Below are 18,016 nucleotides of genomic sequence, written 5' to 3'. Positions count from 1 at the left end.
TGCTTATCTGAAACAGGTTTGCACAAGCATGAAAGTTATAAAATGAAGTGAAGATATTTTGGTTGTCAAAAAGCTTCACATGAGGAATATTTGGCCGATTTGGAAGGGCGTTCGTGCATGAACGGTGATGTTGCATTGGTTGCGATAACAGGTGCGACAGGTTTCGTGGGCAGTGCCGTGGTTCGCCGGTTGATCGAGCGTACCCGCTGTGCTGTCAGGGTTGCAGTGCGGGGTGCGTACACTTGCGCTTCACCACGCATCAGCGCTGTGGCAATGCAATCGCTGGCGCCGGACAACCGGTGGGAAAGCTTTGTAGCTGGCGCGCAGGTGGTTATTCATTGTGCTGCGCGGGTTCATGTCCTCAACGAAACCGCCACCGAGCCTGATCACGCGTATTTCAGCGCCAACGTGACTGCGACCCTGAACCTCGCCGAACAGGCCGCTGCGGCGGGGGTGAAGCGCTTCATCTTTATCAGCTCCATCAAGGCCAGCGGCGAGTCTACGCCGCCGGGTGCCCCTTTCAGGGCCGATGATCCGTGCAATCCGCTGGACCCCTACGGTGTTTCCAAGCAAAAGGCTGAAGAGGGGCTGCGAGCGCTGGCTGCCCGCTCCGGCATGCAGGTGGTGATCATTCGTCCCGTTCTGGTCTACGGCCCAGGGGTCAAGGCCAACTTCAGGAGCATGATGCGCTGGCTCGACAAGGGGCTGCCGTTGCCGCTGGGGGCTATCGATAATCGCCGCAGTCTGGTGGCAGTGGGCAATCTGGCGGACCTGGTGGTGGTGTGCGTCGATCACCCTGCGGCGGCAGGTCAGACCTTCCTTGTCAGTGACGGTGACGACCTGTCCACCACCCGGCTTTTGCGTGAGATGGGCAGGGCGCTTGGCAAACCGGCCCGGTTGTTGCCTGTGCCAGCTGTACTGTTGAAAGGCGCGGCAGCATTGCTTGGCAAGAAAGCCTTTTCACAACGGCTATGCAGCTCTTTGCAGGTCGATATCAGTAAAACCTGTACGATGCTCGATTGGCATCCACCTGTGAGTATTGAACACGCCATGCAAGACACCGCCCGGTATTATCTGGAACACGACAAGCATGATTGAGTGGCTGTCAGTAATTGTCATCATGCTTGTATCTCTGATTCTGACAGCGTTGCTGCGCAGGTACGCACTGGCCAGAAGTCTGATTGATATACCCAATGCCCGCAGCTCGCATTCCGTACCGACGCCTCGCGGCGGCGGCGTATCCATTGTCATTGCTTTTGGCATGGCTATCGTGTTTTTGGCCTGTACGAATCAGTTGTCGCTGTCGATGCTGGCTGCGTTAGTAGGATCGGGAGGCCTGGTCGCTATTATCGGGTTTATGGACGATCACGGGCATATCGCTGCACGATGGCGCCTTTTGGGGCATTTTGCTGCGGCTGCCTGGGCGCTGTTCTGGCTGGGCGGACTCGCTCCGCTCAATGTCATGGGCTGGACACTGAGTCCTGGCCCTGTCGTTCAGATCCTGGCGGCGTTCTATCTGGTATGGATGTTGAATCTCTACAACTTCATGGATGGCATCGACGGGATCGCCGGCATCGAGGCGGTGACAGTCTGTCTGGGCATGGCGGGTATTTATGCCCTGGGCGGCTACGCCGAGCTGGTGTGGCAGCCACTGCTGCTGGCCGCCGCCGTGGCAGGTTTTCTTTGCTGGAACTTCCCTCCGGCGAAGATATTCATGGGCGATGCAGGCAGTGGATTTCTCGGTATGGTCCTCGGCGTGCTTTCCATTCAGGGTTCCTGGGCCTCGCCTCGGTTATTGTGGTGCTGGCTGATTGTGCTGGGCGTGTTCATTGTCGACGCCACGGTAACGCTTATCCGTCGTCTGTTGCGCGGAGAAAAGCTCTACGAGGCCCATCGCAGCCATGCTTATCAGTTTGCATCACGCCATTACGGTAGCCATCGACCTGTCACGCTGGTGGTCGGGTTGATCAATCTGCTGTGGCTGCTGCCCGTTGCGATGTGGGTGGCTCTGGGGGGCGGCGACGGGCTGGCATGGACGGCAATTGCCTACGTGCCGTTGATTTTACTGGCGCTGAGGTTCCGTGCCGGCGAGGCAGAAAGCAGGTAACGAAGCGGGTTTCTGGTTGTCTCAGGAACGTAGCTGTTTCACAGGCACCGGTTTCAGGTGATGTGTCAACCGGTCGCATAACGGAGCATTAAATAAATTGATGAGCAGGTTGCGAGCTAGTTTGCTGGCCCTACCACGCCGCAAAAAGCGAATAATCCAGGTGGCTGCCGACGTTCTTCTGGTCTGGCTTGCGCTGTGGATGTCGTTTGTCGTGCGGCTGGGCATTGACGAACTGATCAATCCGCTGGAAAAGCACACTTGGCTTTTCATCAGTGCGCCGCTGGCGGCTATTCCGTTGTTCATCCGTTTTGGCATGTACCGTGCGGTCATGCGCTATTTTGGCAACGACGCGCTGATTGCGATCATCAAAGCCGTCACGATGTCGTCGTTGATTCTCGGTTGTATGGTGTACGTGTACAGCAATCACCAGCAACTGGTGCCACGCTCGGTCATCTTCAACTATTGGTGGCTGAGCCTGGTAATGATCGGCGGTCTGCGCCTGGCCATGCGGCAGTACTTCCTCGGTGACTGGTTTGCGGCGGCGCAACACGTACCGTTTGCCAAAAGCGATAACGGCCTGCAAAAAGTCGCCATCTACGGCGCAGGCGCGGCCGGCAACCAGTTGGTGGCTGCATTGCGTATGGGGCGTCTGATGCACCCTGTGGCATTCATTGATGATGACGAGTCGATCTCCAACCGGGTGATTTCCGGGCTGCAAGTCTACAAGCCTCGAAATATCCAGCGCATGATCGATTCCACCGGGGCTCAGGAAATACTCCTGGCCATCCCTTCGTCATCGCGCGGGCGTCGCCGGGAGATTCTGGGGTTTCTGGAAGGCTTTCCGTTGCACGTGCGAAGCGTCCCCGGTTTCATGGACCTGGCGGCTGGCCGGGTCAAGGTTGACGACCTTCAGGAAGTCGATATCGCCGACCTTCTGGGACGAGACGCAGTGCCTGCCCGGGAAAACCTGCTGGAGCATTGCATCAAGGGCAAGACGGTGCTGGTGACTGGCGCGGGCGGCTCGATCGGTTCCGAGTTGTGCCGGCAGATACTGCTTCTGCAGCCTGTCCAGTTGCTGTTGCTCGACCACAGCGAATTCAATCTTTACAGCATTCTGTCCGAGCTTGAACAGCGTTCTGCCCGTGAGTCTCTTTCGGTCAAGTTGCTGCCCATACTCGGTTCGGTGCGCAATCACCCCAAGCTGCTGTCGATCATGAAAACCTGGAAGGTCGACACGGTCTACCATGCGGCCGCCTACAAGCACGTACCGATGGTTGAGCACAACATTGCCGAAGGTGTGATCAATAACGTCGTCGGTACGCTCAATACCGCGCAGGCGGCGTTGCAGGCGGGGGTTTCCAACTTTGTCCTGATTTCCACCGACAAGGCGGTCCGTCCAACCAACGTCATGGGCAGCACCAAGCGCCTTGCCGAGTTGATCCTGCAGGCACTGAGCCGCGAGACCGCGCCGGTGATCTTCGGCGACAAGGCCAACGTCTATCAGGTCAACAAGACCCGTTTCACGATGGTTCGTTTCGGCAACGTGCTTGGCTCATCGGGCTCTGTGATTCCGCTGTTTCACAAGCAGATTCAGTCGGGCGGGCCGCTGACGGTGACTCATCCCAAGATCACCCGGTACTTCATGACCATCCCCGAGGCCGCTCAACTTGTTATTCAGGCGGGCTCGATGGGGCATGGCGGGGATGTGTTCGTTCTGGACATGGGCGAGCCGGTCAAGATCGTCGAACTGGCGGAGAAAATGATCCACCTTTCCGGCCTGGCGATCCGCTCCGAAAAAAATCCGCATGGCGATATCTCCATTGAGTTCACCGGGCTGCGTCCCGGTGAAAAGCTGTATGAAGAGCTGCTGATCGGCGACAACGTGGTCGCGACCGAACACCCAATGATCATGAGCGCCAGCGAAGACTGTCTGGCGTGGGATGTATTGAAAGGCCGGCTGGTAAAACTGCTGGATGCCGTGGAGCGAGACGATTACAACAGCGTGCGCCAGTTGCTGCGAGAAACAGTCAGCGGTTATACACCAGAGGGTGAAATCGTTGACTGGATGTATCAGGAACGCAGCGGCGAGCCTTGATTTTAGTCCGTTATTGTTCAGGCTTATCAATAACGGACACACGCTGATTGATATGGCAACAGGTCGCAACGCTCAACTTCTTTTCTATGGATAAGCAGTGGTCTAAGTTTCAGGCACAGCATTTGGAATGCTGCCTTGAATTGCTATGGAGCCTTATCTATGAGAACCCCTCTGTTCAGTGCTTTGATCTTTGCCTTGCTCACCAGTGCCTCGGTTGCCGTCAGCGCCACACCGGCGGCCCCCCCGCCCACCGAAAACGTAGCGACCGCTGCGGTTCATGAGCAACGTGACGACAGAGTCAATCTCAACACCGCTGATGCGTTAACGCTTCAGAAGGAACTGTCCGGCATTGGCAAGAATAAAGCCGACGCGATTGTGGCTTACAGAGAAACTGCTGGCGACTTTACGTCTATCGAAGAACTGATTGAAGTAAAAGGGATTGGCAAGGCTATTCTGGAAAAGAATCGCGATAAGCTCGCGGTTGACTGACTGCTGTCATTGCTGAAAAAAACAGGCCGATCATTGATCGGCCTGTTTTTTATGAACGTTGCGGTGGGTAAAAAACCGCACCGAGAACGTTTCGGTATTTCGATGCATCAGTTAGTGCTCTTTTTTATCTCCTGCTTGAGGTAGTCGCGGGTCGTATTCAGGATACGCTCCGACAACTTGTCGTCCGCAGCACTGCGGGCAAGTACCAGCCCGCCTACCAGTGCCGACAGGATCGGTACGCTTCTGGGCTCAAGACCGGTCCCCGCGAGGGAGTTCTCAAACAGTTCCAGCAAGTGAAGGACGATTTTATCCGTCGTCTCGCTGGGTTGGTCGCGCTGTCCAAGTTCCAGGCACATGGTAGGCAGCGGACATCCGCCGTCCTGCGCATCGCGGCTGGTAGTCGAGAGATAGAGATCGATGAATTCACTGAGCGAGTCCTGTCTGGCGAAAACTTCGCTTGTGATTCCTTTTACATTGTCGAGAGCGTGACTCAATGCCTGTTCGACAAGATCATCCTTGGATTTGAAATGCGCGTAGAAACCGCCATGGGTCAAGCCGAGTGCTTTCATCAATGGTTGCAAGCCCGTAGCACCAATGCCATCGCGACGAAAGCGCATGGACGCTTCCTTGACGATGCGCTGGTGGGTTTGGGCCTTATGATCGAGCGCGTAACGCATGCGCTGAGCCTCCAGAGATGACCAATGTGTCAGCGCATTTATACATGGATAGATGAATCGATGCAGCAGGCTTTCAATCGCGATGAGAACTTGTACCGGAAACAGCTGATCGGGCGCCTGTCTGGCTGTCCAGATAATGAGTGAGACTGGCTCTGGACATTTCGCCCATATGACTGCCTGTCAGGCGTCCGTCCGATGAATAAAAAAGCGTGGTGGGCAGGGCTGCCGAGCCGACCTCGCGGGCGAACTCTCCCTCTGGATCCAGAAAGCTGTTGCTCAGCACCAGTTGCTGTCTGGACAGATAATCGCTCACGGCCTGCGCGCTTTCGGCCTGGTTGACGAACACAAATACGATGTCTTCGCGCTCCAGTTGCATGTCTCGCAGCACGGGCATTTCCCGACGACAGGGAGGGCACCAGGTCGCCCAGAGGTTGATGACCACCGGCTTGCCTCGGTATTCGGCGACGCTGACCGGTTCGCCATACAGGGTGCGCAGCGTGGTTTGCGGAAGGGGCGCACCTTGTTGGTAGCTGCTCAATAGCCAGCCACCCAGCAGCCAGATCGCCAACCCCGTTGTCACGCTGAACGCCAGTGCACGACGTTGTTCAGGGTGACGCCAGCCGATCAGCAAGCCGCCCAGAATGGCAGCGGCAATGCCCGGCCAGACCAGAAAGCCGCCATCACGTACGTCCAGTGCCTTCCAGGGTGCATCGCTGTATTGCGTGAAATAGGTCAGCACAAAGGCGATGCGTGCTGCCACGACGCCGAGGATGAACAGGCTGAATACCGCTGTCTTTTTTGCGAGGGTGCGCCGTGCAAACCTGGCCTCGATCAAGGTGGCCGTGACCAGTGCGATCAGCAGCAGCAAATGGGTTAGTGCGAGGGCAAACGGTCCTGCGTTGATACTCAACATCACGTTCAGCTCTTGAATGATTTCTGCAAAATTGCCTGAAGCAGGCCCACCAGATGCCGCCAGTGCCAAGCCGGGCGGACGCCGCCAGGATGCGCGCGCGGCGATGATATCGCCCGTTTCCTTTCGATCAAAACGCACAACTGTGCCTGAATGTGATGTCGCTGAGGGCTGTCGATGAGCGCGCGGTCTGCAAAAAAGCTGCGCGCAGGACAAATGGTCATTTGCCCGCCAGCCCTTCGCCTCCGAGGCGTGCGTGGCATTGGTCGCTCATCGCTTGGCAATTCTTGTCCTACAAAGCTTTGACTTCTGCCGTCAATCCCGGAGAATCTCGCCCGCTGTTTTCGAGGGGAGCGCTGAACTGCCGGCTTTTTCGACGCGCTGCCCTTTTTGATAAACCGGCCACGGAGAGTCGACCGGATGAATGATCAGGCTAACGGCGTCGTAGAACGCCTGGATGTAGCTCCCGAGAGCATCGCCTCTTGGAACCGTAATGACACCACCTGGATGCTTGGATTGTTCGGTACTGCCATTGGCGCAGGTACGCTGTTCTTGCCCATCAACGCAGGCATCGGCGGTTTCTGGCCACTGCTGGCTCTCGCGCTGCTGGCATTCCCGATGACGTTTTATGCACACCGTGGCCTGACCCGCTTCGTACTGTCCGGGCGTGAGGGGGCCGACATCACTGAAGTGGTCGAACAGCATTTCGGCAAAAGCGCCGGAGCGATGATCACCTTGCTGTACTTCTTCGCGATCTTCCCGATCCTGTTGATTTACAGCGTGGCCCTCACCAATACCGTGGGCAGCTTTCTTGAACACCAGTTGCACATAGCTCCGCCGCCGCGTGCCGTGCTGGCGTTCGTGCTGATCATGGGCCTGCTGGCGCTGGTTCGCTGTGGCGAGCGGTTCATCGTCAAGGCCATGAGCGTGATGGTTTATCCGTTTATCGTCGCGCTGCTGTTTCTGGCCATGTTTCTGATTCCACACTGGACCGGCGGTATCTTGAGCACCGCAACCACCTTGCCTGAGCCCTCGGCGTTTTTGTCGACCCTTTGGCTGGCGATTCCGGTGATGGTGTTTTCTTTCAACCATGCGCCGATCATCTCGGCTTTTGCGGTCGATCAGAAACGCCAGTACGGCGAGAATGCCGAGGTGCGCAGTTCGCAGATTCTGGCCCGCGCCCACGTATTGATGGTGGTGATGGTGCTGTTCTTCGTGTTCAGCTGCGTGCTGACCCTTTCGCCCGCTGAACTGGCTGAAGCCAAGGCGCAGAACATCTCGATCCTGTCTTACCTGGCCAACCACTTCAACAATCCGACCATCGCGTTCGTTGCGCCGCTGATTGCGTTTGTGGCGATTTCCAAATCGTTTCTCGGCCACTACATCGGCGCCAGCGAGGGCTTGAAAGGGCTGGTCCTGAAATCGGGGCGTCGTCCGGCGCCCAAGGTACTGGACCGTATGACCGCCGCGTTCATGCTGGTGGTGTGCTGGATAGTGGCAACGCTCGACCCAAGCATTCTGGGGATGATCGAGAACCTGGGCGGGCCAGTGATTTCGGTGTTGCTGTTTCTGATGCCGATGTATGCGATCTACAAGGTGCCTTCCATGCGCAAATATGCAGGTGCATGGTCCAACTACTTTGTCATTGCCGCAGGTCTGGTGGCTATTTCGGCGCTGATCTTCTCGATGACGCGCTGACCCCAGGCAGCACGCCTTGAAAGCTGCGCCGTTTCACCGGCGCAGCCCACAGTCAGGCGGGTTCTGCGAGCGCAGTCAATCGACTGGCTCGGGGTACAACGGCCTGGACAAATGCATGATGCTTGCATAGTCGTAAACGTACTGCCTTCCCGCATGGCTGGTCGACCGCAATTGGTCGATCAACTGTCGCTCTTTTTTGTTCAGGTATCTCAACGCCGGATCTTGACTGGACTTCAGGCGATCACGTTCATGGGCGTCAGGGAATGCGATGACGTTCGTCATGAAAAATCTCCTTGGGTTTTAGTCCTTGCTTGCTTGAGTGTTGCCCCGGTTGCGGTGGTTATGGCGACGGCTCACCTTACCCATAAAAACTTGGCGCGATCAACCCTGTAGATGATGGTTGTGTCACAACGTTTGTGTGATTTCGTAGGATTGTCCGCTGCCATTGATGACAATCTGTACGGCATCGTCCTCGAACCTGCCCAGCAGGCTTTGCCCAAGCGGTGCCCGGGCGGTGATCACGGTAATCAGCCGATCGCCGGCATTGACCTTGAGGCCCGCAGCGTCAGGCCCCAGAAACAGATACCGGGTCTGACCGTCCTGCGCTTGAACCACGACAAGATCACCGGTCTGAATGCCGCATGATTCATCGAATGGCTTGAGCGACCAGTTCTGATATAGCGTCAATGACTGACGTATTTCCTCGACGCGCCGTGCCTGGCCTGCGGCGAGATAAGAAGCTTCCAGCCCAAGCGTGTCGTACTTGTTTTCGGCGATGTTCTCTTCGTGGGTGGCCGTCTCGTAAGCGGTTTGGGCAGCCCGCTGTGCAATGTCCAGATCGATTTCCAGCTTGTCGATGATCAGTTGCAATACGTCCCGCTTGTTCATGGTCTATCCACAGTACTGATTGATGCTGGCACGGCTTTTCTCGCTGGGTGCGGTGCGATCCTGCTGCATCCAGAAATCACATTTTGCACGGTTGAAGGTGCGCTGTTGTTGCTCCTGGGTCTGTTCACGAGCTTGACGGGCCTCGCTTTCGCGCAGGCTTTGCTGGTACTTGCGAAACATTTCAGTCTCGGGCTCGGCCGCCGCCGTGTCGCCGGCTTTTTGTCCGGGCGGGGTACTGAGTTGGGCGGCGGCGTTGTCCAGCGCCTGAGTTTGCGCAGGTGGCAGGCTTTTGTAATACAGCAGGCCGGTGAGAAACACCGCCAGGGCACCCAGCCAGATGCCGAGTGCGATGCAGACGATCAACTTCAACGACACGTACAGGTCGCGACGGCGGGTGGATGATGACATGGCTGAACTCCTTGCAGGGCAACAGATGTGATTGTGCCATGCCTGACGGCCGGGCATGAAAACTGCGCTGCGCGTTTTCTCCAATGTGCTCATCATGTTGTCAGGCTGATGGCCGGGTGGCTGACCGAACTGGTGACTGAGCAACGTTTTGAACGACAATCAGGGTTTTTCTCCATCCAGACTCAGGGAGCCAGGATGAAACCCTCTTGGGACATTTTTTGCAGCGTAGTTGACAACTACGGTGATGCGGGGGTGACCTGGCGTCTGGCACGCCAGCTGGTTGCCGAACATGACGTGCAGGTGCGCTTGTGGATCGATGACCTGGCGGCCTTTGTTCGCCTGTGTCCAGACGCTGATCCTTGCGCCTCGCAGCAATTGCGTGAGGGCGTCAGCGTCTGCCGTTGGCCCGCAGACTGGGTCAGCAGCACCGTGCCCGACGTGGTGATCGAAGCCTTCGCCTGCCGACTGCCGACGTCTTACACCGAATCAATGCTGCAGCGCTCGCCCAGGCCGCTGTGGCTGAACCTTGAGTACCTCAGCGCCGAAGACTGGGTCTCGGGTTGCCACGGTTTGCCTTCGCCGCAAATGAACGGCTTGAAAAAGTTTTTTTTCTTCCCCGGTTTTGCGGACACCACCGGTGGCCTGTTGCGCGAAAGAAACCTGATCGGGCAACGTCAGGCGTTTCAGCAGGACAAGGCGTTACAGCAAGCGTTTCTGCAGGAACTGAACGTCGAGCCGTTGGCCGGCGCACGCCTGATCTCGGTGTTTGCCTATGAGAACCCGCGACTGGACAGTTGGCTCGACGCGCTGGCCAGCGACAGCCGCCCGACCCACCTGCTGGTGCCGGAAGGGCGCATTCTGGCGGATGTGCAGCGCTGGCTCGGTAGTGAGGGGCAATTGCACGCCGGAACGGTGCAGGCAAGCGGCGCGTTGACGGTCCAGGTCTTACCGTTCATCCGACAGGAGCGCTACGATCAACTGCTCTGGAGCTGCGATTTCAACGTGGTGCGCGGCGAGGACTCGTTCGTGCGTGCCCAGTGGGCAGGGCGGCCGATGCTTTGGCACATCTATCAGCAGGAAGAAGACGCCCATCTGCCCAAGCTTGATGCCTTTCTGGCTCTCTATCTGGCGGGCCTTGCGCCTGAGGCGGGGCAGGCAGTGAATCAGTTCTGGCAAAGCTGGAACGCCGGCAGCGACCTGAGCGAAGGCTGGCAGGCACTCACCGAACACTGGGCGCAAATCGAAAAACACGCCGAACGCTGGTGCCAGCAACAAGCCGCACAGACTGATCTTGCCACGGCGCTGGTGCAGTTTTATGGAAATTCGCTATGATACGCGGCCTTGATACAAGGCTCTGTACGAAAAATGCCTGCGCAGGCTGTTTCTCGTACAGAGCCTTTGGTTAATTCCATCCAAATTCGGATATATGCAATGAAAACTGGTAAAGAGCTGAAACCCGGTACTGTGATCCGTCTCGAAAACGATCCTTGGCTGGTTCAGAAAGCTGAATTCACCAAATCCGGTCGTAACAGCGCGATCATGAAGACCAAGCTGAAAAACCTGCTGACCGGTTACAAGACCGAGATCGTTTACAGTGCTGACGACAAGCTGGACGACGTGATCCTGGATCGCAAGGAAGCCACCCTGTCTTTCATCAGCGGTGACACCTACACGTTCATGGACACCACTGATTACACCATGTACGAGCTGAACGCCGAAGACATCGAAAGCGTTCTGCCATTCGTTGAAGAAGGCATGACCGACGTCTGCGAAGCCGTGTTCTTCGACGAGCGTCTGGTTTCCGTGGAGCTGCCGACCACTATCGTGCGTCAGGTCGACTACACCGAAGGTTCCGCTCGCGGCGACACGTCGGGCAAGGTCATGAAGCCTGCCAAGCTGAAAAACGGCACCGAGCTGAGCGTTGCTGACTTCATCGAAATCGGCGACATGATCGAGATCGATACCCGTGAAGGCGGTTCCTACAAAGGCCGTGCGAAGTAAGCATGGTTTTGTAACCCCGTTACGCAAAAAACCCGCATCGCTGCGGGTTTTTTTACGGCTGAAATTTGAGACGCTGCCGTTGCTTCAGGTGCTATTTCAGGTGTTCTTTCAATTCCTGAGACGCCTGCAGGATCGCCGAGCGAACAGCCGGGACCTGGCTGACAACGTTGAGCAGGCCGTAGTCATGGATCATGCCGTTGTAGCGTACGGCCGTGACCGGCACGCCAGCCTGGTCCAGCTTGCGCGCATAGGCTTCACCCTCGTCACGCAGTACGTCGGCACTGGCGGTCTGGATCAGCGCAGGCGGCAGGCCTTTCAGCTGTTCGGTGGTGGCGCGCAGCGGCGAGGCGTAGATCTCGTTACGCTGTGCGGCATCCGTGGTGTAGTTGTCCCAGAACCACTTCATCATGTTGCGGGTCAGGAAGTGGCCTTCGGCGTACTGGTTGTAGGAGCCGTTGTCGAAACTGGCGTCAGTCACCGGCCACAACAGCACCTGATACCTGAGCGCCGGCGTACCTTTGTCTTTGGCCATCAGCGCAACGACGGTTGCCATGTTGCCGCCCACGCTGTTACCGGCGACCGCCAGGCGCTTGCCGTCGACATTGATTTCCTTGCCATGCTCAGCCACCCATTGGGTCGCTGCGTAGGCCTGGTTGATCGCCGTCGGGTAATGCGCCTCAGGTGAAGGCGTGTAGTTGACGAATACCGCGACTGCCCCCGAACCAGCCACCAGATCGCGCACCAGGCGCTCGTGAGTCTGGAAGTCACCCAGCACCCAGCCGCCGCCGTGAAAGAACATGAAGACCGGCAAAGTCCCTTTTACGCCAGCAGGGCGGACGATATTAAGGCTGATGGGCTTGCCATCCACCGTAATGGTCTTTTCGCTGACATCTGCCTTGGGCAGCGTCAGTTTGACCCCCGCCTGTGCTCCGACCAGCACGGCCCGCGCATCTTTGGGCGACAACTGCTCGATAGGCTTGCCGGTGCCCGAGTTCAGGGCGTCGAGGAAAGCCTGGGTGTTGTGCTCGATGGCCGGATCGCCCGCGGCAAATGCGCTGCCGATGGACAGCGCGAGAAGCGTACCGGTCATAACCTTGCTGAAAGTCTTCATGTTCGTTCCTTTCCAGTGTTCGTTGCTGGCCTGGTGGGTATCAGACAGTCACATGCAGACGCACATCGACGTTACCGCGTGTGGCGTTCGAGTAAGGGCAGACCAGGTGAGCGGCATCGACCAGTTGCTGAGCGTCGGCTTGTTCAAGGCCGGGCAGGCTGACATGCAGGTCGATGTCCAGACCGAAACCACCGGGGATCTGGCCGATGCCCACGTGTGCGGTAATCGAGGCGTCTGCCGGGATGCTGCGCTTGCTCTGACCGGCAACGAATTTCAACGCGCCGATAAAGCAGGCCGAATAACCGGCAGCGAACAGTTGCTCAGGGTTGGTGGCTGCGCCGCCCGCACCGCCGAGTTCTTTCGGTGTGGCCAGTTTGACGTCGAGAATCTTGTCGCTGGAAACAGCACGACCATCACGGCCGCCGGTGGCGGTTGCAACTGCGGTGTAGAGCGTGTCCATGGTATTTCCTCATTTGGATGTTGGTTTTGCGCAAGATACTTGCGCGCTAATTAATCACCAGGCAAATGTATAGCGCAAATATTTTGCGCGCAAGATAAATTTTTTTAAAAAGCCGGCATGAGGCTTTACAAGGGTGGGTGGGGGCGTGAAAGGTTGCCCCCGTAGAAGTGATCAAGTGCAGTTGGGCAGGCCCCAAGGGAAGCGAGGCTTTGGCTTTTACAGGCTTTGGTGCAGATGGTCGCGCATGCTCAGCAACCGAGCCTGGAGGTCGAGAAGCTTTTCCATGTTCAGGCCGCTTGCCGACAGGATGCAGCCAGGTACGCTCAGGGCCTTTTGCTGCAAGGCACGACCTTGCTCAGTGAGATGCAACAGCACCACCCGTTCATCTTCCTTGCTGCGCGTGCGGCTGATAAAGCCTTCGCCTTCAAGGCGCTTGAGCAAAGGCGTCAGCGAGCCCGGATCAGTGAGCAGGCGCGTGCTGACATCGCTGACGGTCAAACCGTCCTTTTCCCACAGCACCATCATGGCCAGATACTGCGGATAGGTCAGCCCGAGCGCTTGTAGCAAGGGTTTGTAAACCTTGGTCATCATCAACGAAGTGGAATACAGGGCGAAACACAATTGGTTATCCAGCAGCAGCGAATCACAGTCGGCAGATGCGACGTGGGTGGGGCTTTCATCGGCACTCATAGCGGCTCCTCGTACTCAGTGGACTGAGTTTAACTTAGTGCTGCACTCTTTAATGCGCCAGATAATTCCGCTCACGCAGGTTGGCAGCGCTGGCATCATGCGGGGTGTGCAAAAAAACTGATATTACCTGTTGGTCGAGGGCAGGACTGCGTAGCATTTGGCTATTGAACGAATGGGGACGCAGTGTGATTGAAGTGGTGATGTTCGTATTGCTGGGTGCGGCGATGGGCACTCTGGGTGGCTTGTTCGGGATTGGCGGTGGTCTTGTGGCCATCCCGGCGCTGGGCGTGTTGTTCGGTCTGGATCAGCAACTGGCGCAAGGCACTGCGTTGCTGATGGTGCTGCCCAACGTCTTGCTTGCCTTGTGGCGCTATAACCAGCGCAACCGGATTCTGCTGCGCAACGCGCTGATGCTGATCATTCCCAGCTTCATTTTTGCCTGGCTGACTTCAATGCTGGCCGTGCGCATTGACCCGCAAAGCATGCGCCTGGGTTTTGTGGCCTTTCTGGTGATTTTGACGGTGTTCAACGTCGCGCAGATGTACTGGCGCAACACGCTGGCCAGTGGCGGGCTGCGTCACGAAAAGTATCTGTGGCTACTGGGCGTCGGCTCCGGCGTGACCGGTGGTTTGTTCGGTGTTGGCGGCGGAGTGGTGGCTACGCCCATTCTGACCAGCGTCTTTGGCGCAACGCAGGTTGTGGCCCAAGGGCTGGCGTTGTCCCTGGCCGCGCCGAGCACCGGGATAACGCTGGTCACCTACGCGCTGCACGATCACGTCAACTGGTCGATGGGCATTCCATTGGCCGTCGGCGGTCTGGCCAGTATCAGTTGGGGTGTCAAGCTGGCGCATTCTCTGCCCGAGCGAACGCTGCGGCTGATGTTCTGCGTGTTTCTGGTGCTCTGTGCGGTCATTCTCGCTCTCAAGGTTTGAAGCCGTCGATGATGTAGTCGGCCATGCATTCGGTGATGGGTGAGGGGTTCTTCGGGTTGCGCAGCAGCACGATGCTGGCCGTTGGCAGCTGTGGCAAGTGTTCGGCATCGCCGAGGATGCGCAACTCCGGTGTGGCCAGGCTTTGAAACTGCGCGGTAACCGCAAGGCCTGCGCTGACCACGGCAGTGATCGCCGCCATGCTGGAACTGGTGTAGGCGATGCGGTACTCACGCTCCACGCTGTCCAGCGCATTGCAGGCCCAGTCGCGACAAAAGCAATGGGTATTGAACATCGCCAGCGGCATGGGCTTTTGTTCATGAGGCGCGAAGCCGATGGCCTCCATCCAGACCAGGCGCTCGTGACGCAACAGCGTACCGATCTCGGTGCCGGGCTTGCGCGTCACAATGGTCAGATCAAGGTCCTGGCGTTGCAGCAGCAAATCGGACGGTTCGCAGTGCACTTCCACCTGAACCAGCGGATAAGCCTGCGCGAACTGCGAAAGGATGCCTGGCAGAAAGCGCATCACGTAATCATCGGGCGAGCCGATTTTCACCACACCAACCATGTGCGGCTCGCGCAAGGTATTGAACACCTCGCTGTGCAACTTGAGAATCCGCCGTGCATAGCCGAGCAGTACCTGACCCTCTGCTGTGAGGTTCAGGGTCCGGCCTTCACGCTGGAACAGTTGACGCTGAACGACATCCTCTTCCAGACGCTTCATTTGCATGCTGACCGCCGATTGAGTGCGGTTGACCACGTCGCCTGCGCGAGTGAACCCGCCGTGGTCGGCAATGGCCACAAAGGTACGAAGCAGCTCGGTATCAATGCCCGGATAATTGGCCAAACCATCAATCTCCCAGATGGACTGCATAAGAAACATTCGTTGGATTGATCCTACGCCAGGCGCGAGACTTCAGTCATCCCACATGGAGGGCAAGATGATGAAAGGTCAAAAAGCGGGTGTAGTGGACTCAAGGCCTGTCGAGCATGTGCAGGCAGGCAGGGCTTTGATATCGCTGAAGCGTCATGTGCAGCGTTGGCTGGAACTGCATCGTCAGCGGCGTCTTCTGGCGCAGATGAGCGATGGCGCGCTCAAGGATCTGGGCTTGAGCCGGGCGGATATTCAACAGGAAGTCGAACGTCCGTTCTGGGACGACCCGCTCAAGCGTTGAGCGGGCAGTGGGCGCAGCGAACTGTGTTTAACGCCGGACCTGTTTCAGGGTTTCGGCGATCAGAAACGCCAGCTCCAGTGACTGGTCGGCGTTCATGCGCGGGTCGCAGTGAGTGTGGTAGCGATCCGAAAGGCCGTCTTCAGTGATCGGGCGAGCGCCGCCGATGCATTCGGTGACGTTCTGTCCGGTCATCTCGATATGAATGCCACCGGCATAAGTGCCTTCGGCCTGATGCACCTGGAAGAACTGCTTCACTTCACCGAGGATCTGCGCAAAATCGCGGGTCTTGTAGCCGCTGCTGGCCTTGATGGTGTTGCCGTGCATCGGGTCGGAGCTCCACAGCACCTTGCGGCCTTCGCGCTCGACGGCACGAATCAGTTGCGGCAGGTGGTCGGCGACCTTGTTGGCGCCCATGCGCGCAATCAGGTTCAGGCGCCCCGGATCGTTGTCCGGGTTGAGGATGTCGATCAGACGAATCAGGTCGTCGGTGTTCATGCTCGGGCCAACCTTGACGCCGATCGGGTTGTTGACCCCGCGCAGAAACTCGACATGCGCGCCGTCCAGTTGACGGGTGCGATCACCGATCCACAGCATGTGTGCCGAGCAATCGTAATAGTCGTTGGTCAGGCTGTCGCGCCGTACAAAGGCCTCTTCATAATTGAGCAGCAGCGCTTCGTGGGCGGTGAAAAAACTGGTTTCGCGCAGTTGCGGCGAGCTGTCCATGCCGCAAGCGCGCATGAACGCCAGGGTTTCATCAATGCGCCCGGCCAACTGGCTGTACTTGTCGGCCAGCGCCGAGTTGGCGATGAAGTCCAGGTTCCACTTGTGCACCTGATGCAGATCGGCAAACCCGCCCTGTGCGAACGCGCGCAACAGGTTCAGGGTGGCGGTGGACTGGTTGTAAGCCTGGATCAGGCGTTCCGGGTCCGGCACTCGGCTTTTTTCGTCGAAACCGATGCCGTTGACGATGTCACCCCGATAAGCCGGGAGCGTCACGCCATCGATGATTTCGTCATTGGCCGAGCGCGGCTTGGCAAATTGCCCAGCCATGCGTCCGACCTTGACCACCGGGCAGCCCGCCGCGAAGGTCATGACGATCGCCATCTGCAACAGCACCTTGAAGGTGTCGCGAATCTTCGCCGCCGAAAACTCCATGAAGCTTTCGGCGCAGTCGCCGCCTTGCAGCAGGAACGCCCGGCCCTGGGTCACCTCGGCAAACTGGCGGCGCAACTCCCGTGCTTCGCCGGCAAACACCAGCGGCGGATAGCTGGCCAGCGTTTGTTCGACCTTCAGCAGGTGCGCGGCGTCAGGGTAGTGAGGTTGCTGCTGAATCGGCAGTGCCCGCCAGCTGTCGGGGCTCCAGGGTTGGCTCATTATTGGCTCTAGGGTTGTGCAATCGGGTCCGCATGTTAGCAGTTCGTCAGTGCTCTGCCAGTGCGGCGCGGACCACCGGAGCGTTGATGCCGCCCGCAAAGTGTGACAAAGCGGCGCGCTTGCCCGACAATTCACGTTTTGCGCCCGGCGCAGCTATGACCAGGAACGGTGATGACGGAAGAGCGTGAGCGCGTAGAACGAATTCTGGCCGAGGTCCACGATGACTTCGGCATGATCCGCGTGCTGGAAGTGGACGATTACCGCTTCCTCGAGTTCGGTGATGCCATCGAGCAGAGCTGTACCTTTACGGCTGATCCCAGCTGGCTGGAATACGATTACACCCGCGCGATGCTGATTGGCGCGTTGTGCCATGAGGCGCCGGAAAGCGCGCTGTTTCTGGGGCTGGGGGCCGGAACCCTGACCCAGGCGTGCATGAAGTTTCTGCCGCTGGAGGACGTCGAAGTCATCGAACTGCGCCCGGACGTGCCGCGTCTGGCCATGGAGTTCATGGGGCTCGACGACGATCCGCGCCTGTACATAAGGATTGGCGATGCGCTGGAGTTGTTGAGCAGCGCCGAGCCTGCCGACCTGATCTTCGTCGACCTGTACACCGATGTCGGGCCGGGCGTCGGGCATCTGGCCTGGAATTTCCTGCAGGGTTGCCAGCAGCGGCTCAGTCCCGGCGGCTGGCTGATCATCAACCAGTGGGCCTCTGACGATGGCAAGCCACTGGGCGCGGCGCTGCTGCGCGGCCTTTACCACCGTCATTATTGGGAGCTGCCGGTGAAGGAGGGCAACGTCATCCTCATCGTGCCGGCTGACCTGGACCAGACGCTGGATATCGATGCGCTGTATCGGCGTGCCGAGGCCCTTGCGCCTGATCTGGGTTACTCGCTGCAATCGTTGATCAAGGCTGTACGTTCGGCAACCTGAGTGGCCCGGCCGCAGTGTCGAAACTTGCGCATTGGGGGGTGGGACAATTCGCCACACCCCGCAGGTCGGGA

Annotated in this window: 20 protein-coding genes; 10 read left to right on the top strand and 10 right to left on the bottom strand. The window is 58.1% G+C overall.

All coding sequences use genetic code 11. The features are described 5' to 3' along the window. Positions 1-117 precede the first annotated feature (117 nt). The 4 genes from QRN38_RS27385 to QRN38_RS27370 all read left to right on the top strand — a co-directional run bounded on the left by QRN38_RS27385 (position 118) and on the right by QRN38_RS27370 (position 4,691). Positions 118-1,098: a UDP-glucose 4-epimerase family protein gene (locus QRN38_RS27385; protein WP_011103695.1), complete on the top strand. Its 981-nt coding sequence runs from the start codon at positions 118-120 to the stop codon at positions 1,096-1,098. Further along, entirely contained in the window at positions 1,091-2,107 is a 1,017-nt protein-coding gene (locus QRN38_RS27380) for an MraY family glycosyltransferase (protein ID WP_057416379.1), read from the top strand. Before QRN38_RS27385 ends, QRN38_RS27380 begins: the two co-directional genes overlap by 8 nt. A gap of 100 nt (positions 2,108-2,207) precedes the next feature. Beyond that, positions 2,208-4,202, top strand: a complete 1,995-nt coding sequence (locus QRN38_RS27375) for a polysaccharide biosynthesis protein (RefSeq protein ID WP_011103697.1) — start codon at positions 2,208-2,210, stop codon at positions 4,200-4,202. Between the two features lie 159 nt (positions 4,203-4,361). Further along, positions 4,362-4,691: a ComEA family DNA-binding protein gene (locus QRN38_RS27370; protein WP_005766760.1), complete on the top strand. Its 330-nt coding sequence runs from the start codon at positions 4,362-4,364 to the stop codon at positions 4,689-4,691. Between the two features lie 107 nt (positions 4,692-4,798). On the opposite strand, the gene QRN38_RS27365 is transcribed toward QRN38_RS27370, so the two are convergent. Both QRN38_RS27365 and QRN38_RS27360 read right to left on the bottom strand, forming a co-directional pair. Then, positions 4,799-5,368, bottom strand: coding sequence for a TetR/AcrR family transcriptional regulator (locus tag QRN38_RS27365; protein ID WP_005766763.1), 570 nt, complete (start codon positions 5,366-5,368; stop codon positions 4,799-4,801). A 73-nt stretch (positions 5,369-5,441) separates the two neighbouring features. Beyond that, positions 5,442-6,350 (bottom strand): TlpA disulfide reductase family protein, encoded by a 909-nt coding sequence (locus tag QRN38_RS27360; protein ID WP_162491811.1) that lies wholly within the window; start codon positions 6,348-6,350, stop codon positions 5,442-5,444. Between the two features lie 348 nt (positions 6,351-6,698). On the opposite strand from QRN38_RS27360, the gene QRN38_RS27355 reads away from it, so the two are divergent. Beyond that, positions 6,699-7,976, top strand: coding sequence for an aromatic amino acid transport family protein (locus tag QRN38_RS27355; protein ID WP_057419277.1), 1,278 nt, complete (start codon positions 6,699-6,701; stop codon positions 7,974-7,976). A gap of 75 nt (positions 7,977-8,051) precedes the next feature. Here the strand turns inward: QRN38_RS27355 and QRN38_RS27350 are convergent, their stop codons facing one another. The 3 genes from QRN38_RS27350 to QRN38_RS27340 all read right to left on the bottom strand — a co-directional run bounded on the left by QRN38_RS27350 (position 8,052) and on the right by QRN38_RS27340 (position 9,272). Then, a complete protein-coding gene (locus tag QRN38_RS27350) occupies positions 8,052-8,258 on the bottom strand; it encodes a hypothetical protein (protein WP_002554553.1) in 207 nt (68 codons plus the stop codon). 123 nt (positions 8,259-8,381) lie between these two features. After that, positions 8,382-8,864, bottom strand: coding sequence for a GreA/GreB family elongation factor (locus tag QRN38_RS27345; protein ID WP_057419276.1), 483 nt, complete (start codon positions 8,862-8,864; stop codon positions 8,382-8,384). Between the two features lie 3 nt (positions 8,865-8,867). Further along, positions 8,868-9,272 (bottom strand): hypothetical protein, encoded by a 405-nt coding sequence (locus tag QRN38_RS27340; RefSeq protein ID WP_007245125.1) that lies wholly within the window; start codon positions 9,270-9,272, stop codon positions 8,868-8,870. A 195-nt stretch (positions 9,273-9,467) separates the two neighbouring features. Here QRN38_RS27340 and earP point away from each other — a divergent pair, with 195 nt between their 5' ends. Both earP and QRN38_RS27330 read left to right on the top strand, forming a co-directional pair. After that, positions 9,468-10,604: an elongation factor P maturation arginine rhamnosyltransferase EarP gene (earP, locus tag QRN38_RS27335; protein ID WP_024667247.1), complete on the top strand. Its 1,137-nt coding sequence runs from the start codon at positions 9,468-9,470 to the stop codon at positions 10,602-10,604. Positions 10,605-10,703: 99 nt separating this feature from the next. Next, positions 10,704-11,273 (top strand): elongation factor P, encoded by a 570-nt coding sequence (locus QRN38_RS27330; protein ID WP_003373297.1) that lies wholly within the window; start codon positions 10,704-10,706, stop codon positions 11,271-11,273. A gap of 91 nt (positions 11,274-11,364) precedes the next feature. Here the strand turns inward: QRN38_RS27330 and QRN38_RS27325 are convergent, their stop codons facing one another. From QRN38_RS27325 to QRN38_RS27315, 3 genes are all read right to left on the bottom strand, one after another. Further along, positions 11,365-12,384, bottom strand: coding sequence for an alpha/beta hydrolase (locus tag QRN38_RS27325; protein ID WP_007245123.1), 1,020 nt, complete (start codon positions 12,382-12,384; stop codon positions 11,365-11,367). Positions 12,385-12,424: 40 nt separating this feature from the next. After that, positions 12,425-12,844 (bottom strand): organic hydroperoxide resistance protein, encoded by a 420-nt coding sequence (locus QRN38_RS27320; RefSeq protein WP_005766782.1) that lies wholly within the window; start codon positions 12,842-12,844, stop codon positions 12,425-12,427. A gap of 216 nt (positions 12,845-13,060) precedes the next feature. Next, positions 13,061-13,534 carry a MarR family winged helix-turn-helix transcriptional regulator gene (locus QRN38_RS27315; protein ID WP_003373291.1) on the bottom strand — a complete coding sequence of 158 codons (474 nt, stop codon included), beginning with the start codon at positions 13,532-13,534 and terminating at the stop codon, positions 13,061-13,063. A 185-nt stretch (positions 13,535-13,719) separates the two neighbouring features. On the opposite strand from QRN38_RS27315, the gene QRN38_RS27310 reads away from it, so the two are divergent. Beyond that, entirely contained in the window at positions 13,720-14,466 is a 747-nt protein-coding gene (locus QRN38_RS27310; protein ID WP_011103701.1) for a sulfite exporter TauE/SafE family protein, read from the top strand. Here QRN38_RS27310 and QRN38_RS27305 read toward each other — a convergent pair. Next, a complete protein-coding gene (locus tag QRN38_RS27305; protein ID WP_217997923.1) occupies positions 14,456-15,310 on the bottom strand; it encodes a LysR substrate-binding domain-containing protein in 855 nt (284 codons plus the stop codon). The two genes, QRN38_RS27310 and QRN38_RS27305, sit on opposite strands and share 11 nt — an antisense overlap. Before the next feature lie 94 nt (positions 15,311-15,404). Here QRN38_RS27305 and QRN38_RS27300 point away from each other — a divergent pair, with 94 nt between their 5' ends. Further along, on the top strand, positions 15,405-15,638 hold the full coding sequence (locus QRN38_RS27300; protein ID WP_044391161.1) for a DUF1127 domain-containing protein: 234 nt from the start codon (positions 15,405-15,407) through the stop codon (positions 15,636-15,638). A gap of 27 nt (positions 15,639-15,665) precedes the next feature. Here the strand turns inward: QRN38_RS27300 and QRN38_RS27295 are convergent, their stop codons facing one another. Further along, a complete protein-coding gene (locus QRN38_RS27295) occupies positions 15,666-17,012 on the bottom strand; it encodes a class II 3-deoxy-7-phosphoheptulonate synthase (RefSeq protein ID WP_003373278.1) in 1,347 nt (448 codons plus the stop codon). Between the two features lie 171 nt (positions 17,013-17,183). Between QRN38_RS27295 and QRN38_RS27290 the strand changes: the two genes are divergently transcribed. Next, positions 17,184-17,945, top strand: a complete 762-nt coding sequence (locus tag QRN38_RS27290) for a spermidine synthase (RefSeq protein WP_005766792.1) — start codon at positions 17,184-17,186, stop codon at positions 17,943-17,945. Positions 17,946-18,016 lie beyond the last annotated feature (71 nt).

It is taken from the genome of Pseudomonas sp. CFBP2511 (assembly GCF_030209255.1).
Classification (GTDB): domain Bacteria; phylum Pseudomonadota; class Gammaproteobacteria; order Pseudomonadales; family Pseudomonadaceae; genus Aquipseudomonas; species Aquipseudomonas avellanae.
This window is presented reverse-complemented; position numbering and strand designations above follow the sequence as displayed.